We start from the raw sequence: 15,144 nt of genomic DNA, 5'->3' as shown, positions 1-15,144 counted from the left end.
ACTCCTCCTAATAGATAGTCCTACGCCTGGCGGATCGGAGCGAACGCCTCCTGCAGCAGCTCAATGGAGCGTTTGCGCAGCCCGAAATCCTTGATCCCTGTCGTGACGATAATCTCTTCGACCTCGTACCGGCTCTGCAGCTCGAGCAGCCTCGCCCTCACCGTGTCCTTCGATCCCTTCGTGATATCCGCATCCTTCACTTCGATCTCGTAGGATTCGTCCGCTTGGCGAACGAATTCCGCCGCCTGCTCGAGAGTGCCTACCGTGACCGTGCGGCCGCTCTCCAGACGGATCTTTACGTTCTTGAACTCTTCGGCCAGCTCGTGAGCCTGGCTGTCGGTCTCCGCCACGATCACGGATAGGGCCAGAATCGCCTGCGGCTTCGTGCCCTTCGCCGTATTGAACCGCTCTCTGTACGTCTTGATCGCTTGTTCTGCAACGGCCAGATCGCTGTTGATGAACAGGGCGAACACGTATGGCCGTCCCGCTTCCGCGGCGAGCTCCGCGCTACCCACGCTGGCGCCTAGCAGGTACAGCTCCGGCGGAGTCTCCGGCTTCGGCGTCACGCGAATTCCCGCAAGCGGGTGGTCCTCCGGCAGTGTTCCTTGCAGGTAATGCTCCAGCTCCGCTACCTTCTCGTTCAGCGAGAGCGGCTCGGTCACGCCGCGTTGCAGCGCCCTCGTCGAATTCGGCAGCCCTCCGGGCGCGCGTCCGATCCCGAGATCGATGCGCCCTGGAGCGAGCGCCGACAGCAGGCTGAAGTTCTCGGCGACCTTATACGGGCTGTAATGCTGAAGCATGACGCCGCCCGAGCCGACCCGAATGCGCTTCGTGTTCGCGGCCAAGTAGGAGATCAAGACTTCCGGCGAGGAGCCGGCCAATTGTTCGGAATCATGATGCTCCGATACCCAGAAGCGATGGTAGCCGAGATCGTCGGCCAGCTTCGCAGCCTCGATCGTATTCCGCAGCGCCTGCTCCGCCGTTTCTCCGGAGTTGATCAGGCTCTGGTCCAGAATGCTAAGTTTCAGACTCATTCGATATCCTCCTCAAGCGAAGCTCCCTGTTCAGATCGAATAGTTGGGCTCCGGCGTTATTCTTCTAAGGAACTGCCGCGTTCTCTCTTCCTTGGGCCTGGCGAAGATCTCCTTCGGATCGCCTTCTTCGACCACGACGCCCTCATCCATGAAGACGACGCGGTTCGCCACGTCTCTGGCGAAGCCCATCTCGTGCGTCACGACGATCATCGTAATGCCTTCCTTCGCGATCTTGCGGATAACCTCCAGCACCTCGCCGACAAGCTCCGGGTCCAAGGCGGACGTCGGCTCGTCGAACAAGATGACCTCCGGCTCCAGCGCCAGCGCCCTCGCGATGCCGACGCGCTGCTGCTGTCCGCCGGACAGCTGGCTCGGATAGGCGTCGATCTTCGCGCCAAGCCCCACCTTCTCCAAGACGGCTATGCTCTTCGCCCGCGCTTCCTCCTTGGGAATTCTCCTCACGACGACGAGCCCTTCCATCACGTTCTCCAGCGCGGTCTTGTGGCGGAACAGGTTGTAATGCTGGAAGACCATCGCGGACTTTAGACGCAATTCGTGAATGTCCTTCTTCGAAGGGTGTCTGCCATCCGCCTTGTAGTCTCCGATTGCCACCGTTCCTCCGCTCGGCCGCTCCAAGAAGTTAATGCACCTGAGCAGGGTCGTCTTACCGGAGCCGCTTGGTCCTAGAATCGCGACGACCTCTCCTTTCTCAACCGTCAGATCGATGCCCTTCAGCACCTCTTGGCGGCCGAACGTCTTCGTAATTCGGCTGAGCTGGATCATGCGACTCCTCCTCGGTTGTAAACATTGATTCTTCGTTCAATGCGCGCGGCGATCTGCTCGATGAGCACGGTCAATCCCCAGAAGATGATCGCGGCGGCGATATATGCCTCGAAGAACTTCCAATTCGTCGACGCGACGATCTGCGCCTTGGCGAAGATCTCGACGACCGATACGGTGAAAGCGAGCGTGGAACCGTGGAGCATCCCGATCAGGCTGTTCGTCAGATTCGGCAGGCTGGCGGCGAACGCTTGCGGGAACACGATACGGCGAAGCGCCTGCGGCGTCGTCATGCCGATCGAATGGGCGGCTTCCAGCTGGCCTCGATTCACGGAGAGCAGCCCGGAACGAACGACTTCGGACAGATACGCGCTGGCGGTAATCGTGAAGGCGATCAGCGCGAAGGCGATGTAAGGAATCTCTACCGACCGGAAAGAAGATCCGATGCTCTTCGCCGCCGAGTCGATGATCGCCGGCAATCCGAAGTAGATGAGCAGCAGATGGGTAAGCATCGGCGTGCCGCGGATAAAGGTGACATAGCCGGTCGCGATCTGGCTCAGCACGGGAACCCGATAGAGCCGCAGCAGCGCGATTCCCGTTCCGAACACGAATCCCGCCAGCACCGATACAACGGTGATGAAGAGCGTCGTCGGCACTGCCGACAGCAGACTGACGAACGCTGTCCAGATAAAGGCCGGGTCCAACTTCATGCTCTCGTCCTCCCTTCCTGCGCTCTAGACGTCTTGGCCTGCGCTCTAGGTGTCTTGGCCAGCAATCCCCGCAGAGAAGGGCTCTTCCAGCCGAACCTTCGTTCCGAGGACGACTCTCGCCGTTCATGCCGCAGCATGCGGCGCTCCAGCAGCCGGAACGCTTGCTCCAGGGCGAAGCTGATGACAAAGTAGATAAGGGCCAGATCGATATAGGTCTCCACGAAATGCTGCCCCAGCGTGATGAGCGTCTGCGCCTTGCCCGACATCTCCATAATGCCAAGGGAGAAAGCGAGCGAGGTTTCCTTGAGCGTCGCGATAACCAGGTTCGCGAAGACCGGAAGCGAGATGGCCAGCGCCTGCGGAAGGACGATGCGGACGAAAGCCTGGAATCCGCTCATCCCGACCGAATAGGCGGCTTCGACTTGACCGCGGTCGACCGCCGACACGCCGGCGCGAATCATCTCCGAGAGGAATGCCCCGGCATGCAGCGAATACGTCGCCACGACGAAGACGAGAACCGGCGTACGGGTGACGTCCACATGAACGAGCTTGAGCAGTTCGGGAAGACCGTAGTAGATCAAGAACAGTTGAATAAGAATCGGCGTGCCTCGGAAGAACGAGACATACACCTGCGACACTCGCTTAAGAACGGGGACTTTGTAAAGACGGGGGAGGGCGACGAGAAAACCGACGCCCAACCCGAACAAGATAGACAAGCCTACGATCGTAAGCGTTAGATTGAGCGTGGAGAGCAGCTTGGGAAAATAATCGAACACATACGCGATATCGAACTTGGCGCCGGGCATTCGTTTCCCCCCTTCCCTTGATTCAAACGATGGCCGACCGATTAACGAGAGGCTTTACGAGAAGTCCGCGCCGAGCCACTCCGTGCTAAGCTTCCCCAGGGTGCCGTCTTGCTTGATCTCCTTGATCGCTCCGTCGATGGCATCCGCCAGGACTTGCTCATCCGGATCGTCCTTGCGGAAGACGAACAGGATATCCGCGGAACTCAGCGGGTCGCCGACCGTCTTCAGCTTGCCATCCGGGTCGATAAGGGAGAGCGTGAAGTTCGCGCCGATGGTGGCGTCTACGCGTCCGGTTGTGATCTGGTTGACATAGTCCGCCGAGCCTCCGCTCGAATAAACGATTTTGATCGCGTTGTCGTGTTCCTTGTTATAGTTCTCGAGAATCTGCGCTTCCGCGCTCGTCGCGCCGACGATAACCTTCTTGCCCTTCAGGTCGTCAAGATTCTTGATCGAGTCGTTGTCCTTGGCGACGATGATCTCGTTCGACCAGTGAGCATAAGGCTCCTTGTTGAACAGGTACTTCTCCGTGCGCTCCGGATTCTTCTCCATCTCGTGGGCGACGAAGTCGATCTTCTTCGTCTCAAGGCTCAGCAGCAGGTTGGCGAAATCATAGGTTTGCAGCTCGAATTCGTAGCCGGGCAGACGTTTGTCGATCTCGCGCACGAGCTCAACGTCGAAGCCCGTCAGCTTTCCCTTATCGTCCAGAAAGGCCACTTTCGGGAATTGCGTTCCCGTTCCTACGATAATCTTCTTCACTTCCGCTGGGGCCGAGCTCTCCGTGCTGGCGCTTGGCGACGCCGCCGCCGGCGTCGACGCCTTAGCCGATTCCGATGCCGAAGCTTGGGGCGAGCCGGAAGCATTGTTCGAATTATTGTTGCCGCAGCCGCCCAGCACCACCGCTAAGCTGATTGCCGCCGTTAAAACCGATAATGTTTTTTTCATTTTTGGACCCTCCACCTTTGGAATGTACGATAACTTATAATTCCTACCCGATAAGTAAGAATTATGTTGAAACTAATTTATCACCCGGGGAAGAAAGCGTCAATGCAACTTCTAATAGAGAAAATCTATCGATGAATTCAACTTTTGAATCGCTCGCTCAGTCGCTTGCCCGAGACTTGAGAATGGCTGCGAACTCTTGAAGGATCTCCGTGTTCTCGCCTTGCAGCGAGATCGCGCACGTCTGCATGGAGATTCCGGACGTCTCGGGAAAATCGATCGGAAACAGCTTGCCCTCCTCGACCTCTTGTCTCGCGCATATGCCCGGGAGGAAGCAGATGCCCGCCTTCTGGAGGACCAGCTTCTTGGCCGTCTCGGAATTGTCGGTCTGGAACTCGATTCGGGGCGGCCGATTCAGCGACTCGAATACCCGATGAATTCGCAGCCAATCGAGAGCCCCGCACTCGAAGAAGACGAGCGGCTCGTCGCCGAGAGCCTCGATGCTTAAGTTCTCTTCCTGCAGAAAAGAATGCCCCGCGTACACATGAAGCCGGATCGGATCGAGCAGCAGTTTGATCGAACGGATCCCGGGGTGGCTGACGGGACGCGAGAAGGCGATGTCCACTTCCTTGTTCAACACCTTGTTCGCCAATTCGTCCGTCGTTCCGGTCTGCAGCTTGAACTGGATCTGGGGATAGCGAAGCTTCATCTCGGGCAGCAAGCCCGGAATCAAATAATTGGCGACAGACACCGTGCATCCGATTCTCAGCTCGTTCGGCAATTGCTGCTTGTGTTGGACGTGCTGCTTCCCTTTGCGATAGATTTGCAGCAGCTGCTGGGCGTAAGGAAGGAACCGCTTGCCTTCATCCGTCATCTGCACCTGCTTGCCGATCCGGTCGAACAAGCGGCAGTCGAGCTCCCGCTCCAGCGATTGAATGCGAGCCGTCACTGAAGGCTGGGACAGAAACAGCGCATCCGCCGCTTTGTTGAAGCTGCCGTAATGGATGACGTACACGAACGCTTCCATGTTCTCGATGTTCATTTGCACCACATCCCACTTTTCCGATTAGATAACTCAGATATTGATTTTATCCATGTTACGCCGGATTGGCTTTATCTGTCAATATCAGACTTCTCCGCCAAGTCCTCGCAGAATCGTGACAGGCCAAAAAAACCGTCCCCGGCTGCCGTCGGGAACGGTTTCTTCGCTTGCTTATTGCGGCCTCGCGGGACAGAAGCCGAGATTCGCCGCGCAGAGCGACGCAGCATAGGTCGGATCCTTCTTCGAGAGCTCCCAGAAGTAGCTCCCGATCACATGGTTGCCCGACATCGTCCGCTTGCGGAATTCCATCGGAGCCGCGGTTTTGACGTGCCTGTATTCGTATACCTTGCTGCTTCTGGGCATTCGGAACACGGCGGGCGGCAGGTACGGAACCGCATCGAACAGATTGCTGACGCGATGAGAATTGGCCACGCCATCCGCCAGCGCCCGGACGAAGCTCGGATCTCCGGCTCTCGGCGATCCGAATGTATACAGAGCATAAGAGCGGAAAGGTACGTTCTCCGCGACATCCATCGCGCACAGAGTCGCCAGCGCTCCTCCGAGGCTGTGCCCCGTCAGAACAAGCCGCTTCTCCCTGCTCATATTCTTGAGAACGCTCATGATGCCATGCCGCGCCGACTTGTAGATCTGGGTGAAGCCCCGATGCGTCTGCCCGGCGTTCTTGCAATAGGGGTAGCTTATCTGGGAGGCGATCGCGTCCGACAGCCAGTCGGATGTCGAGCTCGTTCCGCGGAACGCGACGACGACCTCGTCCTCCGACTCCAGGATGAAGCCGAACAGCTCGCGGTTGCGGTTCAGCGATTGGGCGTCGAATGCCGCGACCGCCCGATAAGGGGCGGGTACCATGAAGCTGCCGTCCGGATGTTCGTACTGCTTATAGGTCTGGCTGCACACTCCCGCAAGCAGGATGGCTTTGCGCACGTCGAATGCGTTCGTTCCCATTCTCCCCACCCCTTCCCCCTATACTTTATTAGGAGGGAAGGGCTGCGGTGCTTGACTAACGGCGAACAATCGCTGGCGATGGTTCGCTTATTCCGACCGCGAAGGAACGAGCTCCAGCGACACCGGCTTGACGACCGAGATCGAATGCCCGGCCGGCACGGGAATTCCGTCTTCGCCGATTCGGAAGGACACGATCGCGTTCGAATCCTGAAGGGCGCTGAGCAGCCATCGATCGCCGAACACGGCGAAGCTTCGCGGCGTCCGTCCGCCCGCGGACACCTGTCCAAGCGGCTGCAGCTTCCCGTCTTCAAGCACCCGATAGACGGCTAGGCTGTCATGCCCGCGGTTCGACGCGTACAGGAACTCGCCGCTCTCGGTCAGGTGGATATCCGCGCACGTATTCTCGCCCTCGAAGTCCGCCGGAAGCGTCGGCACTGTCTGCAGTGGAAGGAGCTCGACATCCGCGGCCCGGTATTCGTAAGCCGACACCGCGCAGCTCAGCTCCTCCACCACATACAGGATCGGAAGGCTCGGATGGAACGCGGTATGCCGCGGTCCGGCGCCCTTGGCCGTATCGAAGCGCTTCAACAGCTTCAGCTTGCCTTCCGGCTCCTCGATTCGATAAATATAGAGGCCGTCCGTGCCCAGATCGCAGACGATCCACTCCTTCGTTCCCGGGATCGGGAAGATCGAGTGGGCGTGGGCCGCCTCCTGCCGATCCGTCCGAACGCTGCTGCCTTCATGAACGGCTTGGTCCGAGATCGGACCGATCGATCCGTCCTCCATAATCGGGTACAAGCATACGCTTCCCGTCATATAATTGACCGCTACCAGCCAACTGCCGGAAGCATCCACTCGCAGATGGCAGGGCGCATCGCCGCGGGAAGGCTGGCGATTCAGCTCGGACAGCGTCTGCACCTCCGAAGAGTAACGGTAGGAGACGATTCCTCCGTCATCGGTTTCGCTCACGGCATAAACTCGCTTCTTGCTGGGATGTACGGCGACGAACGATGGATTTTCCACCCCGGCAACTCCTCCGATCCGCTTGATCTCTCCCGTCTCGCCGTTCAAGGCAATCAGATGAATCCCTTCCCGGTCGGAAGAATCGTACGTTCCGACGACGATCGGGGCAATGACGGACGCATTCGCATTCCATGGCATGGTTGAACAACCGCCTTTCTCGGCTAGTAGGCATATAGCGAATATTATAGCATCTTTTTGGAAGCTGAATCGGGGTCTCATTGAATAGAATAGGGATAAAATGCTTGTGAGCCAAAGGAGGCGGGGAGCATGGGACGTGGGAGCGCGGTTTATCGGAGGCTGATGCTGGCTCTCTTCGGGAATCGTCTGGTCGAGCGGCTCGTCACCCGGTTCGGCGCCCGGCTTGCCAGCCGCTTCGTTGCCGGAGAGGATCGAACCAGCGCCTTGCTGATGGTTCAGCGATTGAATCGGATCGGCATCTCGGCGACGCTCGATCATCTGGGAGAATCGGTTCGCAGCCTGAACGCGGCAGCGGGCTTCCGGGAGGAATACCTTCGGCTGCTCGACGGCATCCGGCTGCAGAAAGCCCGATCGACCGTGTCGGTCAAGCCGACGCAGATGGGCCTCGCGCTGGATCCGGAATGCTGCCTGCGCAACGTCCGGCAGATTGCGGAACGGGCCCGGAAGGCCGGTACCTCCGTCTGCCTCGACATGGAGGATTCGCGGTATACCGAAGCCACGCTGGATCTCGTCAGGCAGCTGCGCGAAGAGGGATTCGCGAACGTGACCACCGTGCTTCAATCGTACCTCTTCCGCAGCGAGCAAGACGCCGCCCGGCTCCTTCAGGAGGGGATTGCCCTGCGGCTGGTCAAAGGGGCATATCAAGAGAAAAAGGAGATTGCCTTCGCGAATTCCGAAGACATTCTCCTTCAGCTTCATAAGCTTATACGGCTGCATCTGGACAGCGGGGCGTTCGTCGCGATCGGCTCGCACGACGACCGGGTCATCGGCGAAGTCCGCTCGTACGCGGAACGAACCGGTATCGACCGGAGCCTGTTCGAATTCCAGATGCTGTACGGCCTGCGCATGGAAGAGCAGGCGAAGCTGGCCGGCTTGGGCTATCAGGTTCGCTGCTACGTTCCGTACGGCAGGCAATGGTATCCTTACTTCACCCGGAGGCTCGCGGAGAAACCCGGCAATCTGTGGCTTGTCGTTCGGAACCTATTCCGGTAGAGGATAGGAGATAGAGGCTGGATCAAAGCAGGAAATCCGAGCTTCTTCTTAGAGACGGATCAGATGCTTCGTGAACGTCGTGATCACTTCGGCGGTGCCGTCCTCCTTGATGTAGAGGTCGTCCTCGATGCGAACCCCGCCGATCTCCGGCACGTAGATGCCCGGCTCGACGGTGAACAGGAGGCCGGTCTCGATCGGCTCCCGATTGTCTCCGTGCACGGAAGGATACTCGTGGATGTCCATCCCGAAGCCGTGGCCGACCCGGTGGGTGAAGTACTTCCCGTAGCCTCTCGCTTCGATCTCGTCGCGCGCGGCTTTATCCACGGAGGCCAGAGTCCGGCCCGCGCGAGCCGCTTCGATGCCTCGAAGGTTCGCGGCATGAACGGCCTCGTAGATCGCTTCCTGCTCCGCGGTTCCTTCTCCCATGATGAACGTGCGGGTGATATCGGAGCAGTAGCCTTGCACGACGACGCCCATATCGATCAGCAGAAAATCGTTCTCTTGAAACGCCACGTTCTCCGGAGTGCCGTGCGGCAGCGCGGAACGACGGCCGGCGAGAACGATCGTATCGAACGACGGCTTGTCGGCTCCGAAGCGCTTCATCTGATATTCCAGCTCCGCGGTCAGGTCAAGCTCGGTCATGCCGACGACGGCATGGGTGAGCGCATGGTTCATGACCTTTTCGATCGTCTCGACGGCAAGCCGAACCCTCTCGACCTCATCTCTTGTCTTGCGCATGCGCATTGCTTCCAAGAACGGAGTAAGATCCTCGAATCGGGCGCCCGGAGCGACGTCTTGAAGGCGCTCGGCCTTGTCCACGGTGACGTTGCTCTTCTCGATAGCGAGACTGGCCGGGGCGGCCCCAAGCTTCTGCTTCAGCTTCTCGTAAGGATTCTCGGTATCGCCGCTCGGAATGATCGTATCGACAGTGCCTTGCTCGCTGGCCGCTTGGGCGTCCAGCATCGGAGCGAACAGCGTCTCCTCTTCGGAACGGGCGTCGAGCAGCAGCGCAAGGAACCGTTCATGGGGATTCGAGCGGAATCCCGTTAAGTAATAGATCATCGAAGGTGACGTGAGCAGCGCCGCGTCCATTCCCTTCTCCTTCAGAAATTCAAACGTCTTCTTCCTTCTCGTATGGTAAATCGTGCTCATTTACTGTTCACTCCCATTCTCGCTGATCAAGCGCAGAAACTCGGCGCCGTACTTGGCGTACTTGGCTTCGCCGATCCCCTTGACCTCCCGCATCTCCTGCTCGGAGGCCGGCAATCTCTGGCACATCTCCCGCAGCGTCGCGTCATTGAAGACGAGGAACGGCGGCACGCCCTCCCGATCGGCCAGCTTCTTGCGCAGCTCGCGAAGCTTGGCGAACAGCTCCTCGCTGTACGGCGCTTCCGAGCCGTCCGCGCGGCCTCCTCCGTAACGCGAACGGCTTCTTGTCGCTTGAGCTTCCGGCTCGACGCGGCTCATCACCCGCTCCGTTCCTTCGATGACGCCCCGAACCCGCTCCGCCAGCTGGACGACGGGGTACTGGCTGTCCGTCAGCCGCAGGTAACCGTCGGCGATCAGCTCGTGGATCAGCCGGACAAGCTCCTTCTCCGGCGTCTTGCTCATCATTCCGTACACCGTCAGCGAATCGAACCCGAACTGGCGGATCTTCGCGTCATTCGCTCCCCGCAGCACCTTGGCGGTGAGCGTCACGCCGAAGCGCTGCCTCATTCTTGCCACGCAGGAGAAAATAATCTTCGCTTCTTCCGTCACGTCGCGAAGCTCCCGCGTGTCGGTGCAGTTGCCGCACCGTCCGCACGGCTCCCCGCCCTCTTCGCCAAAGTAGCGCACGATGCTGCGCTGCAGGCAATCCGAGGTATTCGCATATTCCACCATGTCGTTCAGCAGCCGATAGTCATTGCGCTTCCGTTCCTCGTCCGCTTCGCTCTGCTCGATGAAGAACTTCTGCGTCACGGTATCCGCCGCGGAGAAGAGCAGCACGCATTCGCCCGGCTCCCCGTCGCGGCCGGCGCGCCCCGCTTCCTGGTAATACGCCTCCAGGTTCTTCGGCATGTTGTAATGGACCACGTAACGAACGTTGGACTTGTCGATGCCCATGCCGAACGCGTTCGTCGCGACGATGATCTGCAGGTCGTCCCGCAGGAACGCGTCCTGTACGGCGGAACGCTCGTCCTCGGTCATTCCGGCGTGATACTTGCCGACGCGGAGTCCGAGCTTCGCGAGATGCTGCTGACAGGCCTCCACCTCTCGCCGAGTGGCCGCATAGACGATGCCCGATTGGCCGGTGCGTTCCCGGATGTACTTAACGAGGAATTCCCGCTTGTCCGTATTTCTCGCGACCGACAGCGCCAGGTTGTCCCTCGCGTACCCTGTCGTGACGCGCTCGGGCGAGCGCAGGCGCAGCCGCTCCAGGATGTCCTCCTTGACGACGTCCGTCGCGGTCGCCGTGAACGCCGCCATGACCGGCCTGCTTTCCAGATACGGAAGGATGCGAACGATGCCCATGTAGCTCGGACGGAAATCGTGTCCCCATTGAGAGACGCAGTGAGCTTCGTCGACGGCGATCAACGGGACCTCGATCCGTCCGATCAAGTTAAGGAATCGCTCCGACTCCAGCCGCTCGGGAGCGATATAAACGAGCTTATAGCGCCCTTCCTCGATCCCGCGCATCCGATCGTTCGTTTCTTTGGCCGACAACGAGCTGTTGATGTAGGTTGCCGGAATTCCCGTCTCCGTAAGCCCGTCTACTTGATCCTTCATCAAGGAGATGAGCGGAGACACGACCAGCGTCACTCCGGGAAGGAGCACGGCCGGCAGCTGGTAACAGATCGACTTGCCGGCTCCGGTCGGCATGACGCCGAGCACGTCCCGGCCCGCCAATATCGCGGAGACCAGCGTCTCCTGCCCCTTGCGGAAGGAATCGTAGCCGAAGAATCGCCGCAGCGCCCGTCTGGCGTCTTCCATGCGGTTCGGGCTCGGATAAGCTTCGAGACTCATCGCTCCGCCTCCTGTCTTGCGAACGCGAGCAGCGGCGACAGCTCTTCGGCGTAATAGACGTCCAGCACGTGAAGCGCGCGGGTGCACACCGTATAGAGCAGCTTGCGATCTTGTTCTCTTCCGTAACGTTCGGCGGACGCATCCCAGACAAGCACCGCGTCGAACTCGATTCCCTTCGACAGATAAGAAGGAAGAATCGAGATGCCCTTCGGCAGCTTCGCCGAGCCCCCGGTCACGAGGGTCACCGGCGTCTCGTCCGGCAGCCGCTCCTTGATCAAGGCGCTGGCATTCCCGCATTCGACCGCGGTCTTCGCGATAATGCCGATCGTCGCGTAGCCCGCCTCCAGAAGCTCCGTCGCTCTGGCGGCAATCTCTTGCGCGAGCTCGGAGCTGTCGCGGCACGAGAGGATGCGGGGATATTCGCCTTCCCGGTTGAAGGGAGCGATGCTCTCCGCATCCTGCGGCGTCAGGATTCGCTTCGAGAATTCCACGATCGGCCGCGTCGAGCGGTAGCTCGTCGTCAGCCGCCAGACGGCGGTGTCCGCTTCCGGCACCAGACGCGTCCAGCCGCCGAAGCCTCCGCTCTCTTCCGCTTGGGCGTAGATCGCCTGGTTGAAGTCGCCGAGCACGGTCAGTCGCGCGTGCGGAAAGCGTCTCCTGAGGAACGCCGCCTGGAACGGCGAATAATCCTGCGCCTCGTCGACGAACAGGTACTTGACCTCCCCTTCGATCTTGCGGAAGCCTTCGAGAGCTTCCATGACGAAGAGCAGCGGCGTCGCGTCCTCGTGATCGATCATCTTGCGGCCGAGCGTCTCATCCGCGCGGAGAGCCATCCATTCGTACTTCGGCGGCAGCTTGCCGTCGGGGGCGCATGCCGTGAACAGCGTGCGGCTGCGGAACAGCTCGCGGTACGTCGCCATCGGGTCCATGAAGCGGAAGCCCTTCACCGCCTTGCGAAGCGGTCCGATCGATTGCTCGGCGACCCTGCGCATGAGCAGCTCGGTCATGCGATCCTCGTCGTCGAACGCCTCGTCATGGAAGCCTCCTTCGCGCCGCAATTGAACGTAGATTCGCTGGATATCCTCATCGTCCGCGAGCTCCGCCGCTTCCTCCAGCCACGATTCCCCGATCTGGCTCTCGATCCAAGCGTTCAGCCGTTCATTGAGCCATCGTCTCAGCTTGAGCAGCCGATCCCCGAAATCCTCGCGGCCCAAGTCACCGTAATACTTCGCCGCCATCTCCTCCGCGGAGACGATCGTACCGCTGCGGAAGCGAAGCGGACGGAAGCGAACGCCGGCCGTCTTGAGGCGATCCAAGTAATTCCTCACGGTCGTGAAGAAGTGCTCGGACCCTTTGTATCGGGCCGCCGCTTCCCGCGAATCGCCTTCTGCCGTCCCGCTCGCGGCTGCCAGCTCCTCCGTCTGCGCGAACAGGTCCTCGACCTCCCAGCGCCGGCCGAGCCTCGATTCGATCAGCTCGCGGAACGTCATCTGCCGCATGTTCGCTTCTCCCAGATCGGGCAGAACCCGCGAGACATATCCCTTGAATACGGGGTTCGGCGAGAACAGAATGACCTGGTCCGGCGTCAGGGTATCGCGATAACGGTACAGCAGATAAGCGATCCTCTGCAGCGCCGCCGACGTCTTCCCGCTACCCGCCGCTCCTTGCACGACAAGCAGCTTGTGCTTCTCGTCGCGGATGATCCGGTTCTGCTCCTTCTGGATCGTCGCCACGATGCTCTTCATGGACGTATCCGAACGCTCCGACAGCACCGCTTGAAGAATGTCGTCCCCGATCGTCTCGTCGGTGTCGAACACATGCTTCAGTTGGCCGCCGCGAATGACGAATTGACGCTTCAGCGTCATGGTCCCTTCGATGGTCCCGCCCGGCGTCTCATAGCGTACCGGTCCCGGCTCGCCGTCATAGAACAAGCTCGAGATCGGGGCTCTCCAGTCATAGATCAAGAAGGTCTGGCCGTCCTCGGCGATCAGCGACGAGCGGCCGATGTAGATCTGCTCGACGGGATTCGGCTCGCCGTCCGTTCCCTGTCCCTCCATAAAGTCGATCCGCGCAAAATAAGGGTTGTCGTGCTGCCAGGCCAGCCGCTCCACCGCCGTCGACGCGACCCGGTGGCTGCGCTCCCGTTCCGCCAGCAGCTCGGCTTGCTGCACGATGCTGCTCCATGTCTCCCCCAGCTCCGTCGCATCCGAGAAGTTGAAGCTGACGTCGTCCCAGAATTCCTGCCGGATCCCGACGACATCGCCCCGCCGATCCCCTAGAACGGACAGCTCCTTATAGAGCCGTCTGTCGATGACTCCGAGAACCTCCGCCAACCTCGCCGTCTCTTCCTGCCGATTGACTTCCGACTTTTCCAACACTTCACGTCCTTCCTTACAGCTTGCCAACATCAATATCCCTTTGTTTTATCATGCTCGCTCTCCGAGTGCAAGCTCTTCGCCGCGTTGTCCGCCCCTCGATTACCCTATCCTATTCGACAAAGGTCGTACGATTGCCTTCAGCACGCGCCGCTTCGGCTTGGACATTCGCTGCATAACCTGTACAGGAGACAAGACAGACAAGGAGGATCCGCGTGAACCGAACCCGCGTGAAGACTTTCCGCTATCGGGTAGGCGACAAGCACTATCTGGTCATCCAGATTCGTCAGTCCGCCTCCGCCCATTCTTTTATCGGCAACGCCCTTGCCAGCAATGCCCTGAACATCAAGATCGCCAAGTCCAAAGGCCGCAGGCGCTGATCCGCCAGCCTCTGCCTGCCCATCCTTCATCTGCCCAATTCTCATCCCCCGAGTCTTTATCCGCCCATTCTCTGTCTGCCCAGCCTTCGCCCGCTCATCCCCCATCCTCGCGAGAGGAGGTGAGCCATGTTGAAGAAGAACAAATCCAGCCGCACGGTGAAGTGGAGCAGCCATAAAACCAACGTCAAGGTCGGCCAAACCGCGAACGCTTCGATCAACCAAGGCGGCAACGCCATCTCTATCAACGCGACGGACATCGGCGTCGTCCGGATTCGTCCGCAGTAAGATTTCCGCATGACAGCGCGCTATCCAATCTGCCCGTCCGGTCAACGACCGGCTTCGCGGGCAGATTTTGTGCTTCACGCCAGGGTTGGCGAATGTATTCGATTTTTCATATTTATTTCTCTACTGGACAGTAAAAAGTTCTAAAGCTTAAGAAGCCATTGAATTGGCGTCAAAATCGGACGAATTTTGCTTGGAACGGATTATTTTCGTTATGGATAACTGTGGATTTTGGGCAAACAGGCGAAAAATCGACTTGCGCAAGTATGCCGTTACCGTCGCCTCCGAGACGATGGACTTGGACGGCGTACGCAAATAACGGAAGAACAGTGCAGGCGTTTGACCGGAAAAGCGTAGAGCGATCAACTGTACGATGCCCGTGGCGATGACGCTGCACATGACGAAGCCTTCGATCGCCTGAAGGGTCAACCGAATCCGCTGCCGATCCGACTCGCTCGTCACTTGCTCCAGCGGATCGCTTTCGCCTTTGCGGCGGAAACGATTCACCTTGGGCATCGACGTACTCCAGAAGCGATAGCCGAACGCGCCGATCACTTGCTTCATTTCCCGAAACGTACATTCGATCTTGAACCGGTAGCCATACAATTCGACGATC

14 protein-coding genes and 1 pseudogene are annotated in these 15,144 nt (G+C 59.4%); 3 read left to right on the top strand and 12 right to left on the bottom strand.

Features of this window, described 5'->3' with window-relative positions; all coding sequences use genetic code 11:
- Positions 1-20: 20 nt before the first annotated feature.
- The 8 genes from ELR57_RS24635 to ELR57_RS24600 form a co-directional block, all read right to left on the bottom strand.
- Positions 21-1,034 carry an LLM class flavin-dependent oxidoreductase gene (locus ELR57_RS24635; RefSeq protein ID WP_126962024.1) on the bottom strand — a complete coding sequence of 338 codons (1,014 nt, stop codon included), beginning with the start codon at positions 1,032-1,034 and terminating at the stop codon, positions 21-23.
- Positions 1,035-1,064: 30 nt separating this feature from the next.
- A complete protein-coding gene (locus ELR57_RS24630; protein ID WP_126962021.1) occupies positions 1,065-1,817 on the bottom strand; it encodes an amino acid ABC transporter ATP-binding protein in 753 nt (250 codons plus the stop codon).
- Positions 1,814-2,524, bottom strand: a complete 711-nt coding sequence (locus ELR57_RS24625) for an amino acid ABC transporter permease (RefSeq protein WP_126962019.1) — start codon at positions 2,522-2,524, stop codon at positions 1,814-1,816. The genes ELR57_RS24630 and ELR57_RS24625 overlap by 4 nt, the downstream gene beginning before the upstream one ends.
- On the bottom strand, positions 2,521-3,330 hold the full coding sequence (locus ELR57_RS24620) for an amino acid ABC transporter permease (protein ID WP_126962017.1): 810 nt from the start codon (positions 3,328-3,330) through the stop codon (positions 2,521-2,523). Before ELR57_RS24620 ends, ELR57_RS24625 begins: the two co-directional genes overlap by 4 nt.
- Before the next feature lie 54 nt (positions 3,331-3,384).
- Entirely contained in the window at positions 3,385-4,272 is an 888-nt protein-coding gene (locus ELR57_RS24615; RefSeq protein WP_126962015.1) for a transporter substrate-binding domain-containing protein, read from the bottom strand.
- Positions 4,273-4,429: 157 nt separating this feature from the next.
- The gene (locus tag ELR57_RS24610) at positions 4,430-5,311 is read right to left on the bottom strand and encodes a LysR family transcriptional regulator (RefSeq protein ID WP_126962013.1); all 882 of its coding nucleotides are present in this window, start codon (positions 5,309-5,311) and stop codon (positions 4,430-4,432) included.
- Between the two features lie 171 nt (positions 5,312-5,482).
- Positions 5,483-6,274 (bottom strand): lipase family protein, encoded by a 792-nt coding sequence (locus tag ELR57_RS24605; RefSeq protein ID WP_126962011.1) that lies wholly within the window; start codon positions 6,272-6,274, stop codon positions 5,483-5,485.
- A gap of 87 nt (positions 6,275-6,361) precedes the next feature.
- The gene (locus ELR57_RS24600) at positions 6,362-7,435 is read right to left on the bottom strand and encodes a lactonase family protein (protein ID WP_158630155.1); all 1,074 of its coding nucleotides are present in this window, start codon (positions 7,433-7,435) and stop codon (positions 6,362-6,364) included.
- 129 nt (positions 7,436-7,564) lie between these two features.
- On the opposite strand from ELR57_RS24600, the gene ELR57_RS24595 reads away from it, so the two are divergent.
- Positions 7,565-8,488, top strand: a complete 924-nt coding sequence (locus tag ELR57_RS24595) for a proline dehydrogenase family protein (RefSeq protein WP_126962007.1) — start codon at positions 7,565-7,567, stop codon at positions 8,486-8,488.
- Between the two features lie 48 nt (positions 8,489-8,536).
- On the opposite strand, the gene ELR57_RS24590 is transcribed toward ELR57_RS24595, so the two are convergent.
- Genes ELR57_RS24590 through helD form a run of 3 tightly spaced genes read right to left on the bottom strand, consistent with a single transcriptional unit; the run spans position 8,537 to position 13,869 of the window.
- Entirely contained in the window at positions 8,537-9,640 is a 1,104-nt protein-coding gene (locus tag ELR57_RS24590) for a M24 family metallopeptidase (protein WP_126962005.1), read from the bottom strand.
- Positions 9,641-11,491 (bottom strand): DNA helicase RecQ, encoded by a 1,851-nt coding sequence (gene recQ, locus ELR57_RS24585; RefSeq protein WP_126962003.1) that lies wholly within the window; start codon positions 11,489-11,491, stop codon positions 9,641-9,643.
- Positions 11,488-13,869, bottom strand: coding sequence for an RNA polymerase recycling motor HelD (helD, locus tag ELR57_RS24580; protein WP_126962001.1), 2,382 nt, complete (start codon positions 13,867-13,869; stop codon positions 11,488-11,490). The genes recQ and helD overlap by 4 nt, the downstream gene beginning before the upstream one ends.
- A gap of 212 nt (positions 13,870-14,081) precedes the next feature.
- Between helD and ELR57_RS28135 the strand changes: the two genes are divergently transcribed.
- Entirely contained in the window at positions 14,082-14,246 is a 165-nt protein-coding gene (locus tag ELR57_RS28135) for a hypothetical protein (protein ID WP_192896615.1), read from the top strand.
- 126 nt (positions 14,247-14,372) lie between these two features.
- Complete coding sequence (locus ELR57_RS28130; RefSeq protein WP_192896614.1) at positions 14,373-14,531, top strand: hypothetical protein; 159 nt, start codon at positions 14,373-14,375, stop codon at positions 14,529-14,531.
- Positions 14,532-14,678: 147 nt separating this feature from the next.
- On the opposite strand, the pseudogene ELR57_RS24575 reads toward ELR57_RS28130, so the two are convergent.
- Positions 14,679-15,144, bottom strand: a pseudogene (locus ELR57_RS24575) (hypothetical protein); the annotation flags it as partial.

It is taken from the genome of Cohnella sp. AR92 (assembly GCF_003990975.1).
Lineage (GTDB): Bacteria > Bacillota > Bacilli > Paenibacillales > Paenibacillaceae > Cohnella.
Note: the sequence above shows the minus strand (reverse complement) of the source record. Positions and strands in the feature narration are given on the sequence as shown.